This window comes from Microbulbifer sp. A4B17, assembly GCF_003076275.1.
Taxonomy (GTDB): Bacteria; Pseudomonadota; Gammaproteobacteria; order Pseudomonadales; family Cellvibrionaceae; genus Microbulbifer.
Map to the genome: position 1 here is coordinate 4,277,122 of NZ_CP029064.1, position 17,405 is coordinate 4,294,526.

Consider the following 17,405-nt stretch of genomic DNA (forward strand, 5'->3'; position numbering starts at 1 on the left):
TTATCCATACTACTGGGAAATTTTAGCCAGTACCCCGTTTACTGCTTTTATCAGGTCATTTGGGCTTAACTCTATTTCCAATCCCCTGCGACCGGCACTGACAAAAACTGTCGAGTGATCTTTAATAGATATATCCAAGATAGTCTTCAATTGTCTCTTTTGTCCCAGTGGGCTAACCCCCCCCAAAACATATCCTGTCGAGCGCTCTACATCCTCTGGAGCAGCCATTACCGCCTTCTTCGCCACTGCAGCTTTAGCGATAAGCTTCATATTAAGCAGGGTAGAAACAGGAACTATGCCAACAGCCAATTCTTTATTGTCCAGTGCAACAACCAACGTCTTAAATATTCGCTCCTCAGAAACGCCTAATTCCTGAGCTGCTTCCATTCCATAAGAATCTGTTGAAGAATCATGGGCGTATTCATGAATCTTATAACTGACTTTGGAATTTTTTAGTAAGTTAATTCCCGGGGTCATACAATCCACAACCTAAATATTTTTCCAAGTATTAAATGATACAGATTAAATAGTACCGCAAAAAATCCCAACAACAATTTTTATCCACAACTTTAAACTCAGCTCGACACAATCACCTCAGCAATAGCTAAGCATAATATTGAGAGTTATTGATTAAGTTTTACAATTTATCTTATTGATTACTTTTAATCACCATACAATAAAATTCATATACTATTAACCCGCTATACTACCTGTTTGACCGATGAATAGTGTTCTATCGCAAGCCGATAGTAACCTCAAAAATAGAGCATGGGTCGCCTATTTCATTGCGGGAATAAAAGTAAAACGAAGGATGTATCAATAATCGTACGGAGACACTTTCGATGCTTAAAAAGAATAATCGTAGTTATGTCGCTGTAATAGTTTTAATGTTATTTATTGCGCCGTTTAGCACAGCGGATAATCACGAAGAAGTCGTCACTGATCCTGTTATTCTTGAAGGTGCAGTAGAGGGCCAGCCAAAATCCAACCGGTTCTGGTGGCCAAACCAGCTCGACTTACGCCCACTCAGGCAGCACTCCCCAAGATCCAATCCAATGGGCGACAACTTCAATTACGCCGCAGAATTCCAAACTCTGGACCTCAAAGCGGTAAAACAGGATATAGAAACCCTACTCAAAACATCACAAGAGTGGTGGCCGGCTGATTTCGGCCACTACGGTCCGTTTATGATCCGAATGGCTTGGCATAGCGCCGGTACTTATCGGATTGGAGATGGTCGCGGTGGTGCACGTGGAGGCCAGCAGCGCTTCGATCCACTCAACAGCTGGCCCGATAATGCCAGCCTGGACAAAGCCCGGCGTCTGCTCTGGCCCATCAAACAGAAATACGGGCGCAAACTTTCATGGGCCGACCTTATGGTGCTCACTGGCAATGTATCCCTTGAGTCCATGGGATTCCCCACTTACGGATTTGCAGGGGGACGAGAGGATGACTGGGAGCCAGACCTGGTCTACTGGGGGCCCGAAACCAAGATGCTCGCCGATGAGCGATACACGGGTAACCGCGAGTTGGAGAAGCCACTTGGTGCAGTGCAAATGGGGCTGATTTATGTTAATCCGGAAGGCCCTAATGGCAATCCCGATCCGGTAGCTGCCGCCACAGATATCCGCGAAACTTTTGCCCGCATGGCGATGAATGACGAGGAAACAGTGGCCCTGATTGCCGGGGGGCACACATTCGGCAAGGCCCACGGAGCTGTTAAGGCCGATTGCCTGGGCCCAGAACCAGCGGCTGCCCCGATAGAGCAGCAGGGACTTGGCTGGAAAAATAAGTGCGGCAAAGGAAACGCAGACGATACTATGACATCCGGCCTGGAAGGAGCCTGGTCCGCCGCCCCGATCAATTGGAGCCAGCAGTACCTGGATAATCTGTTTAAGTTCAACTGGGTCAAGACAAAAAGCCCAGCCGGTGCCGTTCAGTGGATTCCCGATGACCAGAGCGCTGCAAACCTGGTACCCGATGCCTTCGACAAGAATAAGCGTCATGCGCCTATCATGTTTACCACAGACTTATCTTTAAAATTCGATCCCAGCTACAAGGAAATTGCCAAGCGTTTTCATGAGAATCCAGAAGAATTTCAACGCGCCTTTGCCAAAGCCTGGTTCAAATTAACCCATCGAGATATGGGCCCCCGCGCGCGCTATTTGGGACCAGAAGTACCCGAGGAGGATTTAATTTGGCAAGACCCTATCCCCAAAATTGATCACCCGCTGATTGATAATCGGGACATCGATAATCTCAAAGCAAAAATACTTGCGGCGGGCATTACTGTTCCCGATCTGGTGAGGACTGCCTGGGCCTCAGCTTCTACCTTCCGTGGCTCGGATTTTCGCGGTGGCGCCAACGGTGGCCGCCTTCGTCTGGAACCCCAAAAGGACTGGCCGGTAAATGACCCCAATGAATTATCACAAGTTCTGGCATCGCTGGGAAAAATTCAGCAGGAGTTTAACAGTGCCCAGTCAGGGGGTAAAAAAGTCTCAATGGCAGACCTTATTGTGCTTGGGGGCGCTGCAGCCATTGAAAAAGCCGCAGAACAGGGCGGCCACAAAATTAAAGTGCCCTTTAGGCCTGGACGCACCGACGCCTCCCAGGAACAAACTGATGTTAAATCCTTTGCGGTATTACAGCCATTGGCCGATGGATTCCGCAACTACTATGGAGATGGTTACGGACGGACTCCCACAGAATTATTGGTGGATAAAGCCAGCCTGTTAACCCTGAGCGTACCTGAAATGACTGTCCTTGTTGGCGGAATGCGCGCACTCAATGCAAATACGGACTCCTCACAGAATGGTGTATTTACCCAGCGCCCCGGCACACTGACCAATGACTTCTTTGTAAATCTACTGGATATGTCCACCGTATGGTCCAAGTCGGGAAAATCAGAGGGTATCTATGAGGGAAAAGATCGAAAAAGTGGCCAAGCAAAATGGACAGCTACTCCTGTCGACCTGATTTTTGGATCAAACTCTGAATTGAGGGCGGTAGCAGAGGTCTATGCCTCAAACGATAGCGCAGATAAATTTGTTAATGACTTTGTGAAGGCCTGGACCAAGGTAATGAATCTTGATCGGGTTGGTCAGCCCCAGTCATAAGAATTACATACATGAAGACTGTAGAAAAAACCGGGGCCAGCCCCGGTTTTTTCTTATGAAGCGTCAGCCGGGCATTACCCCTGCCCCCTCAAATGCCGATCAAAAAACTGCTTGATCATATTGTATTGATGGATGCGAGTCTGCTTGCCGCGCAAACTATGCTTCTTGCCAGGGTAGGTCATCAATTCAAACTGCTGACCGTTGTCCTGCAGCTGTTTTATCAGTTTGGTGGTATTCGTAAATAACACATTGTCATCTGCCATTCCGTGATAAATCAACAGGTCACCCTGCAAGTCCTTCGCATAAGGGAAAACTGAAGATGCCTGGTAAGCTTCCATATCCTTGGTTGGATTACCCATATAACGCTCAGTGTAATGGGTATCATAAAGTGTCCAATCTGTAACCGGCGCACCCGATACTCCCGCCTTAAAGTAGTCACCGGCTTTGAACATACTCATCAAGGTCATGTAGCCACCATAGCTGTGGCCAAAGATTCCTATATTGTCCTTATCGACGTAAGGCAGGGTACGCAGATATTCAACACCGGAAATCTGGTCTTCCACTTCAGGTGATCCCATTCTCTTAAAGATAGGATTCTCAAAACCGGTACCGCGATTTGCTGAGCCACGATTATCCAGGGAGAAAACTATATACCCTTGCTGGGCCATATATTGGTTGAAAAGCTTGTCCCAACTGTTGGTAACAACCTGAACGTGAGGGCCACCATAGACATACACCATAACCGGGTAGCTTTTTTTCACATCAAAATTGGCGGGCTTATATAAACGGTAATACAGTTCCTTGCCGTGGGGCGATTCAATACTGCCAAATTCCGGGGCAATCCATTGATCCTTATAAGGATAGAGAGGGTGGCTACGATTTACAGCGTTCTCTTCAAGCCAGGTAACCCTGGCCCCCGTGGCGCTGTGCAAACTCACCTGTGCGGGGGTGGTAACGTTAGAGAATTTATCGATATATCCAGAAGCGTCTTCGGAAAACTCAATAGAATGCATGCCGCTAAGCTGTGAAATTTTTTCAATGTCTCCCTCTCCTTGCAGGGAGAGGGAATAGAGATGCCTTTCTATTGGGGTATCTTTCCGGGCAGTGAAAAACAGGCGGTTGGCCTTTTCATCAACGGCCTCTAATTCATCGACCACCCAATCTCCTTTGGTCAATTGCATTTGCAACTTTCCACTTAAATCATATTTATAGAGGTGCTTGTAACCATCCCGTTCCGATGACCAAATAAAAGCATCGCTGTTTTCTAAGAAGTACAGGTCGTCACTGAGGTTAACCCAAGTGTCGCTGGACTCGGTAATGAGAGTTCGGGTTTTACCCGTATCCAGATTGAAGGCGCGAAGCTCCAGCTTTTGCTGATCACGGGATTGCCACTGAAAAGTTACAAGGTGATCTCGTGCCCATTTAACCCTTGGAATATAAATATCCTGGTCATCGCCAAGGTTGATCCAGCGTACACTCCCTGAATTAATATCGATAAGGCCAAGGCGAATTTTCACATTCGCACGCCCTGCAGCAGGATAGCGTTGCTGTATCATTTCGATACGATCCGCATAAATTTCACTGCGGGTTACCTGATCAACCGGAGACTCATCAACCTGCAAAAATGCAATATGTCGATCATCAGGCGACCACCAGTAACCGGTCATCCGGTCCATTTCCTCCTGGGCAACAAACTCAGCCATTCCATTTTTAATATGATCTTCGCCATCGCTGGTTAGTTGCTTTTCCTTGCCGGTTTGCAGATCGACAACATAAATATTCTGGTCGCGAATAAACGAAACAAAGCGCCCTTCAGGTGAAACCTTCACATCGGTTTCAAAAGCTTCCGTCTCAGTTAGTCGACGTGAAGAGCGGTCTTTTAGGTCGTAATAGTAGATATCACCGGCCAAGGGGAACAATAGAGCCTGGCCATCTTCTGACCAGCTGTACTCCATTATTCCACTACCGTAAATTCGCTGGCGCTCCCGCCTTGCCTTTTCCTCATCTGAAAGCGTTTCGCTGCCACTGTGCAGGCTATCGGAGTCCACCAATATCCGGGACTGGCCATCTTCCAGGTTATATTCCCAGAGATCGTAGCGATTGTAATCTTCCGCCCTGCCTTTGAGGAAAGTTACTCTCTGGCCATCAGGGGAGTATTCCAGAGCTCGGGGGGTAGTGCCACTTAAAGCTGGATCGGAGAATAAGCGTTCAATGGTCAGGGGTTCTGCAGAACATATTCCTGCAAAAGTACAACTGAGTAACGCAAGCAGTGTTTGTTTCATAGGATAATTCTTTATTTAAATATTGTCGGTAAGTCACTCAGCATTCGGCGACCAGGGCAACATTAAGGAATCTCTTAATACCTGTGCGGGCCTTAAGGCCAGGACTGAGAGGCTTCTAAAGCGATTCACAAAGTTAGTCAGAGGCTCCAGCTATATTATGGATGTAGCAAACCATGGTGGGAATTCTACAACGGAACCTTCCGGGGTATGCATATTTCAAAGTTTTGGCTCTGAGCTCAAACAATCCTGCTGCTACAGCCTCCCTTAACAATTGTTTACTCTGCTTAACCAACATTTGTGGTTAGCTAATGTCGTACTAAAGCTTTTATGAAAATATGGGGTAACAATAATGAAGGTCCATCTCTTTGCATCTGTAGCTACGATATTGATCGCTGCTGGCTGCAGCTCTACACCGGAGATCCCTACCACAGAATCATTTATCACTGACATCACTGACCTAGGTCATCGTCGATTTACCTATAAAGCTACCATAGGTTCTGGCCCTAAAGGTCAAGGCGGGAGACGTGGCGGCCCTAGTGGCGGTAGTCCCGGCGGCGGTGGCCCAGGTGGCGGAGGGCCCGGCGGTGGTGGTCCTGGTGGCGGAGGGCCCGGCGGTGGCGGCAGTGGTCCTAGCAGCGGCAATTCTGGAGACGTAAAGAAAGTTGCAAGACAACGAATGGAACTCTTACTGGCCGAGAGTGGCTTCTGCTCCAACGGCTGGTTCCTGATTGAACAAACTTTTGACCAGAATAGAGCTGAAATTATTGGCGAGTGTCGGGCGGCCGCGCAGTAAGCTCACACCCCACGCTTACTCCTCGTATATCTGGCCTTTGCCACTTTAAATAGGAGGAGTAAGCCCAACAGCCCCACAGCACTTAGTTGAAGAGCTAGTTGCAGTAGGTCGGTGGATTTATATTAAATATTAACTATGTGTTCTCAGTAAAAAGTCTGCATGAAACCTCAAGTGTTCCTCAATAAATGAGGCGATAAAATAATAACTGTGGTCATAGTTTGCATGATGCTCCACTTGAAGAGGGTAGCCACTGGCCTCGGCTGCTGTTTGCAGTGCATGTGGTCTCAACTGCTCTTCAAGAAACTGATCCTGCTCCCCCTGCGAAACCAGAATCGGCGTTTTCTCTACAGCTCGCCCCATTAACACAGTGGCATCGTATTGCTCCCAGCTCTGGGGGTCTGCACCCAGGTAGGCTCCAAGCGCTTTCTCCCCCCAGGGGCAAGCAATGGGATTACAAATTGGACTAAAAGCAGAGATTGATTGATACCGATTGGGGTTTCTCAGGCCAATAACCAAAGCACCATGCCCCCCCATAGAATGCCCACAAATACCGCGCCTGCCATTAGTAGGAAAATGCATTTCCACCAAACCTGGAAGTTCATCCACAATGTAGTCATACATTTGGTAATGCTGTTTCCACGGCTCCTGAGTTGCATTCACATAAAAACCAGCGCCCTGCCCCAGATCATAACTTGGATCATCGGCTACATTATTTCCCCTCGGGCTGGTATCAGGTATCACCAGAATTATCCCCAATTCCGCCGCAATTCGCTGAGCCCCAGCCTTTTGGCTGAAATTCTCATCCGTGCAAGTTAAACCTGATAACCAGTATACGACGGGATATTTCCGCTGTGTATTCCCCTCTGTATCCTGTGGTAAAAAAATAGAAAATACCATTGGGCAATTGAGCGTACTGGATTCATGTCGGTAACGCTGTTGTAAACCGTCAAATGACTTAGTACTACTAACCAGTTCAATCGACATTTTAAGTGATCCTATCAGGCCTGCTCGAAATGAATAACGCTGCGAATACTCTTACCTTCATGCATTAAGTCGAAGGCATCATTAATCTGCTCCAGAGGCATTGAGTGCGTGATGAAGTCACTCAACTTAAACTCTCCATCCAGATAACGATCAACAAGAGAAGGTAATTCGGAACGACCTTTTACACCACCAAATGCTGACCCCTTCCAAACTCGCCCGGTAACCAGTTGGAATGGACGTGTGCTGATTTCCTGTCCCGCACCTGCCACACCAATAATAATGGACTCTCCCCAACCCTTGTGACAGGATTCCAGGGCCGCCCTCATCAGGTTAACATTGCCAACGCATTCAAAAGAATAATCTACACCACCATCGGTAAGCTCTACGATCACTTCTTGAATTGGCTTATCGTAATCCTTCGGATTGATACACTCAGTGGCGCCCAGCTTCTTTGCCAACGAAAACTTGTCCTCATTAATATCGATACCAATAATTCGAGAGGCACCTGCCATTTTGGCTCCAATCACTGCGGACAAACCGATACCACCAAGACCAAAAATAGCCACGCAGGATCCTGGCTCAACCTTGGCGGTATTGGTCACAGCTCCCATACCCGTTGTGACACCACAACCCAGCAGGCAAACTTCATTCGAGGGCGCCTCCGGGTTAATCTTGGCTACAGATATTTCAGGAAGTACTGTGTACTCAGAAAAAGTTGAACAGCCCATATAGTGAAAAATCGGCTTTCCATTTACCGAGAAGCGCGTCGAACCATCAGGCATTAAACCTTTACCCTGGGTAACCCTGATCTTTTGACATAAATTGGTTTTTCCAGAGAGGCAAAACTTGCATTCGCGACATTCAGGAGTATACAGGGGAATGACATGATCCCCCACAGACACACTGGTTACCCCCTCACCAACAGATTCAACTATACCCGCCCCCTCATGGCCGAGAATTGCAGGGAAAACACCTTCAGGATCATCTCCCGACAGGGTAAACGCGTCTGTATGACAAACTCCGGTGGCATGTAATTTCACACGAACTTCACCCCGTTGAGGGGGCATAACTTCAACATCTTCAATAACCAGCCGTTCTCCAGGGCCCCAAGCTACGGCAGCCTTACAGTGAATTGTCTCAGCGCTCATTTTAAATTCAACCTTTTATTACTCGCTCTAATGGCACCCAGCATAATCCTCTAGCATTGTTGGTGCAAAGCTGGGCATCGCATACTGGAAAAGAACTGCGGGAAGTGAAAACACTATTCCTAAAAATTTCAAATAATACAATCAGGCAGATATTCAAAAATAATCCTATAATCAGTTAACTGTTGATGACCTGTCGCTTTCTCCACTGCAGTGGGGAGTTTCCATGGATAGCTCGAAATGCTTTTGAGAAAGCACTGATATCGGTGTAACCCAAACTAGCCGATAGCAATCCCACATCAATACTTGAGGCCCTCAAGTGCCAGCGAGCAGTCTTCATTCGCGCGTTCTGAACCAATTGCTTAAAAGAGGTTCCCGCTTCATTCAGGCGGCGCTGGAGTGTTCTCATTGGAATGCCTAACAGTCGGGATATTTGCTCGAGGGAGTGCTGCTGAGCCCCAAGGGTTTGAAGAATTAATACCTGCACTTGCTGGCTGATATCACCCTCGTGCTCAGCCAGCAAGCCTTTGGAAAATTCGTCAAAGTATCGCATAAGACCTGAACTAGGTTGGGCAAGGGAATAATTCATTAGCGACCCATCAAATACCAGACGATCACGCTCTTGTTCAAAACCAGCCTCCACGCCAAAAAAAGCTTGGTAATTAGTTTGTGGGGATTGGCGTTTATGCCGGAAAGATACTGAGCGAGGGGTTATTTTGGAACCAACCATTTCCTGTATCAAGCGATAGGCCGCACCAACAGACAATTCACTATACTGCTGCGCAGGAATAGTGTCAGGGAAGTGGTTGACTCTCTCTGCAACCCAGCAATCATCTGCCTGATAAATCTTCCAGTGATCCGCTTGATTATGTAATACCATATATCGATGAGTGATCATCAAAGCACTGGCAAGACTATCGCTTTCCAATATCAGTTTACCTAGGACACCCAGCATACGCATCCCTTGCTTACCCGCCAGACGCAATCCAAAATCACCGCAGGACAAACTGTGTGAACACAAGTTAAGGAGATCTACCAGCGTTGCAATGGGAATTAGAACATTTGGACGGCGAGTACAATCAGCGGGGAGCCCGACCTGTGCTAAAAGATCCGAGGCACGACCACCAAGCTGTGGTACTAAGAGATTGAACCCAGCTAATGCCCCACTGCGAATTTCATAGACCGGCTTCATATTTTTTTAGCTACCATATTGCCAACCTCTCAGTTGCACTATCACACAGTGTCTAGGAATTAAGAGCATCGGACAATAGCTATATCATGTAATATAGCTTAGAAAGCTACCGGGACCGCTCCCAAACCTAAAAATACAAATTATTTGAAAATTTATGACTGGGATCTTTGACACCCAACACACCCCCGTATGAAACTCACAGTTTCACACCAATGAAAATCGCAAGGAAACTTTACATGGAAATTGAAAATCTAACGCAATTTTTAGGCTGGGCTTCGATTATAAACATATTGATCCTGCTGCTATCAACTATCGGACTTGTCTCTATGAGAAAGCCTATCACCAGGATACATGCACGAATATTTGAGCTTAATGAGCAGGACCTGGGCCGGGCATATTTTCAGTATCTGGCCCAATATAAGATCGCCATTATAATTTTCAACATCACGCCCTATTTTGCATTAAAAATTATCAGTTAATTGAAAAAGGCGAAAATATCTTTGCGAAAAATAAGAAAGGAAAAATATACCTTTCTTATTTTCAGTCTATTGGGCGGATACAACGAACAGCCCCATCCCTTCAGTAGTTAAGCTTATTCAGAAGGCTCGGTTATATCAGCTACTCTTTTTGACAAACTTTGTAAGAATAACAATTCTCTGCCCCTCAACCCGCCCTTCAATATGCTCAGGGTTATCAGTCAAGCTGATACCACGCACCACCGTCCCGCGCTTTGCAACCAAGCTACTCCCCTTAACATCCAGGTCCTTGACAATAACGACGTTATCTCCAGCTTGCAGCTGAACACCATTACTATCTCTGTGAATTATCAGCTCCCCGGCATCTGGAATTACCCCGGCCTCCGCCCAAGCCAGCAATTCACTGTCCAGATAAAGCATATCAAACAAGTCTTGAGCCCAGGTTTCGCCAGACAAGCGCTTCAGAATACGCCATGACAACACTTGAATTGCCGGCTCGCTACTCCACATAGAGTCTGAAAGACACTGCCAATGACCACTATCCATCTGTGCGGGGCTTTCCAGTTGATCCCTACAAGTCTGGCATAGGAGCACGTCCGCATTTGGATAGCCGCCTGACTGGGGCACGCTATAAACTGCCAAGCCATTTCCTGCTTTACATAACTCACACCGATTTCCACTGCGTTGTGCCAACTGCTCTTGAGTCACAGCCATCTTTAACCTCAAAAAAAGTAGGGATTATACGACTGATTACCCCTTTGTGCTCCTTAATAATCACATTTGGAGTGAAGAGGGTTGGCTGTAAATATTGTTGCCAGGAGTAGTATTGTGGATACGGTGATCAGCGGACAGGCAAGACCTCTTTCGAACGCAGGAATTACCTCATTTCATGTTGGGCCCATAGGCACCCAAAAGTTGTTCACAGTCGCCAATCAATATTGGCGACTGCTACGAGTATCAAGCGATAAACTCCCCGTTCAGTGGTGCGAGGAGACTGCAGCCGCGAACTGTCCACCCTGCTTGCTGGCAATAGCGCTGGTGATATCTCCTAAACTGAGGATACCCACCATTCGCTTTTCGCTATTCAGCACTGGCATTCGACGTAAAAGCTGCTGCTCCATCTTATGGACCGCAGACAAAAGATCATCTTCCTCCCAGCACCATTCAATTCCCTCTGTCATGACGTCACGGGCAGACAGCGAACTCAGATTGCCCCCCTGAACCACTCCGCGACATACTATATCCCTGTCGGTCACAATACCCACGAGCCTGTCATTTTCACCAATAGGTACTGCACCAATATCTTCATCTCGCAAAATTTTTGCCAATTCCTGCAGTGGAGTATCCGGGGTGCACCAGGTAGCTCCCTCATGCATTGCATGTTTGACTTTCATACTTACCTCAAAGCTCTTTAGACAACTGCTAAAGAGAGTGGTGGGCAATCCCAGCCACTCTCGATACCTAAGATCAGTGCACTTCTATTCGCTTTCTCTGCGGGGGATGCCCCTCATGCTTTGGTACTGTGAGGGTGAGGATTCCATCTTTGAAATTTGCATCAATCTCATTTTCACGAACATCTTCGCCAAGATTGAAGCTACGCAGGAATTTTCCGTAGCGCCGCTCCTGCCGAAGTACACGGCCATCCTTCTTCTCCTTGACTTCGCGGTGCACCTCGGCCTCAAGGGTCAAGACACCGTTCTCCAAAGTTACACTGATATCATCCTTACCCACCCCAGGCAGCTCAGCGCTAATTTCATACATATTCTTACGCTCACTCACATCGATACGCGGAGAAAAGAATCCCTCGCGTTCAGAACCGATCGCACGGGTGGGTGAGAGCATTTGTTCAAACATATTATCGAGGTCCAACAGGGACCCTCTGGGAATCAGACTCATATTTACAACCTCTTTTTTACGCTAAGCCGCAAAAAGCGCTAGAGAAACCCAGGGGTCTATCTTGCGCCTGTTACATCTTGAGTACAGTCTAGGAAATACTGTGACAAACGGAGGGATTATGTGCCGATAAAATCCATTGCAAAGTGAATATAGAAAAGTATATATATTTCAATCAAATATATAAAACACAACACTTTGCCGCCCCCCACGCTCTCAGGGAATTCCCATAACAAGATCCATCAATAGCCAGCCAGAACTCGTGGCCGATATAGGGATTTACTAGCATTGAAGAAGGCAGTAAAGCGAGGATAAATTCATGGCTCTAGCATGGGTCCTTGTGGCTAACCAGTCCCAAGCTCGAATTTTCGAAGCCAACAAACGCGTGGGAAATCTCAATGAAATTCAAGCACTTCTTCATCCAGAATCGCGACTTTCCGGCAGAGACCAGGAGAGTGATGCCCCTGGGCGTAGCTTCGACAGCTATGGGCAGGGGAGGCATTCAATGGGTAACTCTTCGAGATTGCACCGCCGCAATGGTGAGAATTTTGCCAGGGAAATCGCGCATACCCTGGAAAGGGGAAGACAGGAGGGGCAGTACGAAAAGCTGTATATCGTCGCAGAACCCTATATGGTTGGCAGCTTGAGGGATGCGTTAAAATCGCCAACCCGCGCAACGATTGCAGGAGAAACAGGAAAAAACCTGGTGGCCTGTGAACCCGAAGAAATTCGGGCCCAGCTTCCTATTTGGCTGTAGTCTGCTTCAAAAAAGTAGAGAGGCTCCTAAGTGAACCTCTCTACCTGCACGACTCAAGCTTTACTTTCTATCAACAACTTATCAATAAGAGCATCTTTCTCGGTCCACAGTTTATTTACCCATTGATTAAACTCTACCCGAAACTCCTGATCGGTTGCATAGTCCCTATCGAAGAACCTACTTGGCAATTGAATTTGCTCAACACGAACAATCACTTTCTTCAGCTTACCGGAAAGGAAATCCTTAAACGTCGGTATACCATCGGGGTAAACAATAGTAACGTTCAGAAGCTGGTTCAGCTTTTCTCCCATGCAGTGCATTGCAAAAGCAATTCCACCTGATTTGGGTTTTAGAAGGTGCTTAAAGGGCGATTGCTGCCTCTGGTGTTTTTCTTCACTAAACCTTGTACCTTCGAGAAAATTCATAATACTGGTAGGTATCAACTTGAATTTTTCGCAAGATTTTTTAGTTGCTTCAAGATCCTTACCGCGCATCTCTGGATGTTTTTTCAGAAACTCCTTGGTATATCGCTTCATAAAAGGAAAGTCGAGAGCCCACCAACACAACCCAATCACGGGAACCCGGATTAACTCCTGCTTGACAAAAAATTTCAGAAATGGAATTTTCCGGTTAAAAATCGACTGTATTACAAAAATATCTACCCAGCTCTGATGGTTTGCCGTCACCAGATACCAGCCATGCCTATCGAGATGCTCTACACCCTGCACATCAATTTGGGTTCTTTGAGTTAGCTTCATCCAACCCTTGTTGAGAGTAATCCACATCTCCGCCCATGAAATAAAAAAGCTTGCGAAAACCTTTTGCAGGAAGGCAAATGGAAGAAGAAATCTAAAGATCGAAAAAACAAGAATAGGCGCAGCACAAACTAGTGTACTGATCACCAGCAGTATTGAGGATACTGCCAGAAGTAAAAATGAGGGCAGAAAATTTAACATCTAATAACTCTATTAATTACCGGGGATTACTTAGGGGACGCCTAGGGTTTACCCACATCTTCTTTTTACTGCTTTCAAATCTGCATGGCACAACCAAACAGTTTCTTTTTATTAAAGTGCCTCTACAATTCCCTGCGCTATAAATTGCAAATTTTAATCAGCATCGCAGTATACATTTTCAGGTTCATACGAAACTGTTCTTCAGTAATATACTCATGCTCTGAGTGCCCCGTATATGGCACACCCGGCATGGAGGGGCCAAAGCTCACAGCATTTGGCAGCAGCTTGGCATTAGTAGAGCCACCAATTGAAACCGGTTGTGCATCTTTAATCCCACTAAAGTGACGAAATACATCCAGTAATGGGCCGACATGAGGCGCATCTTCAACCCGGTAAGGGGATCCCAAAACAATTTCCACCGCAGCCAAGCTCACACCTCTTTTGCTCTGCCAATTTTCCAATGCGGAATTAATTTCTTCATTTAACAGATCCGCACTTTTACCGGTTGGGCGTCGAAGGTTCAGATAGCTGGTCAAACCTCGATCATCGCTTTTCACCATGGTGACGGCGGCGGTCATCGGGCCCATAAAATCATCAGCATAGGCAATACTGCCAAAATTTTTGGCATAAATACCTGTACCAACCAGGTCGTTCAGATAGTGGACCATAGTGCCGGAGGCATTTAAAGGCCAATCGTGGTCGCGCAAAATATCAGCGAGATAGGCAATAGCATTAATGCCGTGTTCCGGTTCCGAACTGTGAGTTGCCCGGCCCTTCGCAACAATTCGATAGCCACTTTCAATTGGCGTAAACTCAAATTCAAGTTCTTTGTATTTTTCAGCACGAGCGCGAATTGCTTTTACCTGCTCAGGGCTTGGGTTGATAAGCGTCACCTGAGCATGATCTGGCACCTGGCTTCTAAAATAACCACCGCTAAAGCCCTCTATATAGGGACCAGTGAACGCCTCTGTAAGCTGGCTTCGTGTGCTCACCTGCACTTCACTCCAGCCTTTTTCAGCGGTAACTACCGGGTAGCTGGCATCGATCGTGATGTTGTAATCGGGTATCGGGTAGGTTTTCAAAAAAGCTTTAAAGGGCGCCCAGTCCGACTCCTCTGCCAGGTAAATCAATAATTCAACCCGGCGCTTCATTGGCACCTGCTGGTCATTGATCGCCTTCATCGCATAAAGAGCGGTAGCAATAGGCCCCTTGTTATCTTCACTGCCCCTGGCAATCAACTTACCGGGCTCACTCTCCCGGTCTAATACAAACGGGCTCTTTTGCCACTTTTGCGGATTGGCCGGCTGAACATCACCGTGGGTCACAATGCCGACCCTCTCCTCTCCCTGCCCCAAGGCGACCACCAGAACATAACCGTGATCCTGGTATTCCAGCCCAAGTTCTTGGGCTTTAGCTTTTATAGCTTGCTTAAAGCCACTGAAAGCCCGGTTATCTGCCAGGGGCACTCCCTCGCGAGCAACAGTTTCAAATTGCACCAGTTCTGCCAGGGTGTCAGTCATCGCAACTTCATACTTATCGACTGCATAGTCGGAAACTTTCTGTGCTATCGGTGATACAGCAGCGCTCACCTGCACAGACAAAACCAGTGATAACAGTCCGGCGAATAGCCTCATACTCAGCAGCCTTGGATATAAAAAACGTCATTGTACTCGCCTTGCAGCGTGGAATTGCCATCTTTTATGTTGCCCTTTGGCAAAGGCACGATTCTGACTGAATCATCGACGCCCCCTGCTAAACTTGGGGCTCCAGGTCGTAGAACTGCGCCGGGAGAATAGAATGGGAAATACAGGCAATAAGCAACACTTCCACCGCAAGCAGTGGCTCAGCGTACAGCAGGCCGTTGACCATCTCAGCGCCTTGTCCGAAGAACCGCTAACCAGCGCACATCTCGCAGACCTCGCCGATGAGCAGCTACTTAACCTCTACTGGTACCGCCCCGGCCAAAAGCTGTCCCTGGAGGGCCGGGAGGGCATCCGAGAGCTGATCGAGCCGGTGCGACTCTGCTATGAAAACGCCAGTGACTGGCATGCCATAGTGGATATCTTGCGGAATAATCCAGCACTCCCCGCCTATGAACATGACACCCCTCTCCTTGAAGATGCCGACGGAAACCGGCTGCGCATCACCTTCGACTACCACCAGCGGCCAGAACCATTCAGCAGTCGCTGGTACCCCACTTATTCAGAGTTAGTGCTCAAGCGCAACGACCTTGAACAACTAGAGCCTCACCTGTTCACGGGCCAGGGAACCGAAACGGGCTTTGAGCGGAAGACTTTGCTGAATGTTATCTGGCAGCTGGAACAGCTTGCCCTTGGGGATGAACAGCACTCCACCAGCTGGCTGGCAGACCAGCTGGCGCAACGCTCTACCTCTCTGGACCGACTGTCTTGTGAACGTATCCTTCTGGCAGCAGAGCGGGAAAGCGCTGCCAGGCGCTCGATATAGCCTGCCCTCCCGCAGCTACCTCTGACTCTTTTCCCATACTCGGGAACTCCCCATTGGTGGTAGAGCCCAAAGGCTGTACCCTAGTGGCACTTGGCAAACCTAAGTGCGGCACATCACCAATAGGAGAGAGACTTGCAAGCCAAAAACAGCTCCTCTAGTTACGGCTGGGTAGCCATCACCCTCCATTGGATAATGGCCCCTGCGGTAGTAGGGACTTTTATTCTCGGCTGGTGGATGCGCCAGTTATCCTACTATGATCCCTGGTATCGCCAAGCCCCAGAAATCCACAAAGGGGTAGGTATCATCCTTTTTGCGCTACTGCTCTTCAGGCTGGTTTGGCGCTTGGCCAACCCATCTCCAGCAGACAGCAGCAAAACTCCAAACTGGCAGGGGTTTGTTGCCGCCGCCACTCACGGCCTGATTTATCTTCTGCTGCTGGCAATTATGGTTTCCGGCTACCTGATTTCTACCGCCGACGGCCGCCCTATCGATATCTTCGGTATCGCGAGTATCCCAGCAACCCTGAAAGGAATTCCCAACCAGGAAGACATTGCCGGATCTATCCACGAAATTCTCGCCTGGGGCCTGATTGGACTTGTAGTCCTGCATGTTCTGGCCGCCCTCAAGCACCACTTTATTGACCGCGATGCCACACTGCTCAGGATGCTCGGTATCCGAGTAAAAAGCTCAACAAAAGATCCTTCGCACCTACAAACCACACTCTCAACCACCAAATAAGGAAAAACGATATGAAGAAGCTCTCTGTATTTCTTATTGCAGCTCTGATGGGGACTGTAGCTCAAGCAGCGGAATACAAAATCGACACCAAAGGGGCACACGCCTTTGTGCAGTTTCGTATCAAGCACTTGGGATACAGCTGGCTCTACGGTCGCTTCGACGACTTCAACGGCTCCTTCTTTTACGATGAAAAGCAGCCGGAAAAATCTTCTATCAATGTCGATATCGATGTAACCAGCCTCAACAGCAATCACGCTGAGCGAGACAAGCATCTGCGCAGCGATGACTTCCTCGACACAGCCAAATTCCCCACTGCCACTTTCAAGAGCACCAGCTTTGAGCCTCTGGAAGATGGCAAGGCCCGCCTAAATGGCGAACTGACCCTGCGCGGTATCACTAAGCCAATCACCATTGACGTTACCAATATCGGTGGCGGTAAAGATCCCTGGGGCGGCTACCGCCAGGGCTTCAGCGGGACTACTGAGTTTGAACTGAAAGAGTTCGGCATCAAATCTTTGGGCCCAGCATCTCAGAAAGTTGAGATGATCCTGGATATCGAAGGTATCCGCATCTAACGGTGAGACAGCGTACTCTCCTGAGCCCGGAA

17 protein-coding genes are annotated in these 17,405 nt (G+C 47.9%); 7 read left to right on the top strand and 10 right to left on the bottom strand.

The window, feature by feature from the left end; translation table 11 throughout:
* Nucleotides 1-9: 9 nt before the first annotated feature.
* The gene (gene ybaK, locus BTJ40_RS18825) at nucleotides 10-477 is read right to left on the bottom strand and encodes a Cys-tRNA(Pro) deacylase (protein ID WP_108734517.1); all 468 of its coding nucleotides are present in this window, start codon (nucleotides 475-477) and stop codon (nucleotides 10-12) included.
* A 365-nt stretch (nucleotides 478-842) separates the two neighbouring features.
* Here ybaK and katG point away from each other — a divergent pair, with 365 nt between their 5' ends.
* Nucleotides 843-3,116: a catalase/peroxidase HPI gene (katG, locus tag BTJ40_RS18830; protein WP_304598632.1), complete on the top strand. Its 2,274-nt coding sequence runs from the start codon at nucleotides 843-845 to the stop codon at nucleotides 3,114-3,116.
* 74 nt (nucleotides 3,117-3,190) lie between these two features.
* On the opposite strand, the gene BTJ40_RS18835 is transcribed toward katG, so the two are convergent.
* A complete protein-coding gene (locus BTJ40_RS18835) occupies nucleotides 3,191-5,398 on the bottom strand; it encodes a S9 family peptidase (RefSeq protein WP_108734518.1) in 2,208 nt (735 codons plus the stop codon).
* A gap of 349 nt (nucleotides 5,399-5,747) precedes the next feature.
* Here BTJ40_RS18835 and BTJ40_RS22530 point away from each other — a divergent pair, with 349 nt between their 5' ends.
* Nucleotides 5,748-6,191, top strand: coding sequence for a hypothetical protein (locus BTJ40_RS22530; protein WP_108734519.1), 444 nt, complete (start codon nucleotides 5,748-5,750; stop codon nucleotides 6,189-6,191).
* A 129-nt stretch (nucleotides 6,192-6,320) separates the two neighbouring features.
* On the opposite strand, the gene fghA is transcribed toward BTJ40_RS22530, so the two are convergent.
* The 3 genes from fghA to BTJ40_RS18855 all read right to left on the bottom strand — a co-directional run bounded on the left by fghA (nucleotide 6,321) and on the right by BTJ40_RS18855 (nucleotide 9,512).
* Nucleotides 6,321-7,175 (bottom strand): S-formylglutathione hydrolase, encoded by an 855-nt coding sequence (gene fghA, locus BTJ40_RS18845; RefSeq protein ID WP_108734520.1) that lies wholly within the window; start codon nucleotides 7,173-7,175, stop codon nucleotides 6,321-6,323.
* Nucleotides 7,176-7,189: 14 nt separating this feature from the next.
* Complete coding sequence (locus tag BTJ40_RS18850) at nucleotides 7,190-8,323, bottom strand: S-(hydroxymethyl)glutathione dehydrogenase/class III alcohol dehydrogenase (protein WP_108734521.1); 1,134 nt, start codon at nucleotides 8,321-8,323, stop codon at nucleotides 7,190-7,192.
* A 175-nt stretch (nucleotides 8,324-8,498) separates the two neighbouring features.
* A complete protein-coding gene (locus tag BTJ40_RS18855; RefSeq protein ID WP_108734522.1) occupies nucleotides 8,499-9,512 on the bottom strand; it encodes an AraC family transcriptional regulator in 1,014 nt (337 codons plus the stop codon).
* Nucleotides 9,513-9,748: 236 nt separating this feature from the next.
* On the opposite strand from BTJ40_RS18855, the gene BTJ40_RS18860 reads away from it, so the two are divergent.
* Nucleotides 9,749-9,991 (top strand): DUF6868 family protein, encoded by a 243-nt coding sequence (locus BTJ40_RS18860; RefSeq protein ID WP_108734523.1) that lies wholly within the window; start codon nucleotides 9,749-9,751, stop codon nucleotides 9,989-9,991.
* A 135-nt stretch (nucleotides 9,992-10,126) separates the two neighbouring features.
* Here the strand turns inward: BTJ40_RS18860 and BTJ40_RS18865 are convergent, their stop codons facing one another.
* The 3 genes from BTJ40_RS18865 to BTJ40_RS18875 form a co-directional block, all read right to left on the bottom strand.
* Nucleotides 10,127-10,702 (bottom strand): alkylphosphonate utilization protein, encoded by a 576-nt coding sequence (locus BTJ40_RS18865; RefSeq protein ID WP_108734524.1) that lies wholly within the window; start codon nucleotides 10,700-10,702, stop codon nucleotides 10,127-10,129.
* A gap of 263 nt (nucleotides 10,703-10,965) precedes the next feature.
* The gene (locus BTJ40_RS18870; RefSeq protein WP_108734525.1) at nucleotides 10,966-11,382 is read right to left on the bottom strand and encodes a CBS domain-containing protein; all 417 of its coding nucleotides are present in this window, start codon (nucleotides 11,380-11,382) and stop codon (nucleotides 10,966-10,968) included.
* Between the two features lie 73 nt (nucleotides 11,383-11,455).
* Nucleotides 11,456-11,884 carry an Hsp20/alpha crystallin family protein gene (locus BTJ40_RS18875; RefSeq protein WP_108734526.1) on the bottom strand — a complete coding sequence of 143 codons (429 nt, stop codon included), beginning with the start codon at nucleotides 11,882-11,884 and terminating at the stop codon, nucleotides 11,456-11,458.
* A gap of 316 nt (nucleotides 11,885-12,200) precedes the next feature.
* On the opposite strand from BTJ40_RS18875, the gene BTJ40_RS18880 reads away from it, so the two are divergent.
* Nucleotides 12,201-12,638, top strand: a complete 438-nt coding sequence (locus BTJ40_RS18880) for a host attachment protein (protein WP_108734527.1) — start codon at nucleotides 12,201-12,203, stop codon at nucleotides 12,636-12,638.
* 53 nt (nucleotides 12,639-12,691) lie between these two features.
* On the opposite strand, the gene BTJ40_RS18885 is transcribed toward BTJ40_RS18880, so the two are convergent.
* Both BTJ40_RS18885 and BTJ40_RS18890 read right to left on the bottom strand, forming a co-directional pair.
* Nucleotides 12,692-13,594: an acyltransferase gene (locus tag BTJ40_RS18885; RefSeq protein ID WP_108734528.1), complete on the bottom strand. Its 903-nt coding sequence runs from the start codon at nucleotides 13,592-13,594 to the stop codon at nucleotides 12,692-12,694.
* A 137-nt stretch (nucleotides 13,595-13,731) separates the two neighbouring features.
* Nucleotides 13,732-15,228 carry a dipeptidase gene (locus tag BTJ40_RS18890; protein WP_108734529.1) on the bottom strand — a complete coding sequence of 499 codons (1,497 nt, stop codon included), beginning with the start codon at nucleotides 15,226-15,228 and terminating at the stop codon, nucleotides 13,732-13,734.
* A gap of 163 nt (nucleotides 15,229-15,391) precedes the next feature.
* On the opposite strand from BTJ40_RS18890, the gene BTJ40_RS18895 reads away from it, so the two are divergent.
* The 3 genes from BTJ40_RS18895 to BTJ40_RS18905 all read left to right on the top strand — a co-directional run bounded on the left by BTJ40_RS18895 (nucleotide 15,392) and on the right by BTJ40_RS18905 (nucleotide 17,373).
* Entirely contained in the window at nucleotides 15,392-16,060 is a 669-nt protein-coding gene (locus BTJ40_RS18895; protein WP_108734530.1) for a hypothetical protein, read from the top strand.
* Between the two features lie 132 nt (nucleotides 16,061-16,192).
* Entirely contained in the window at nucleotides 16,193-16,798 is a 606-nt protein-coding gene (locus BTJ40_RS18900) for a cytochrome b (protein WP_108734531.1), read from the top strand.
* An 11-nt stretch (nucleotides 16,799-16,809) separates the two neighbouring features.
* Entirely contained in the window at nucleotides 16,810-17,373 is a 564-nt protein-coding gene (locus tag BTJ40_RS18905) for a YceI family protein (RefSeq protein WP_108734532.1), read from the top strand.
* Nucleotides 17,374-17,405 lie beyond the last annotated feature (32 nt).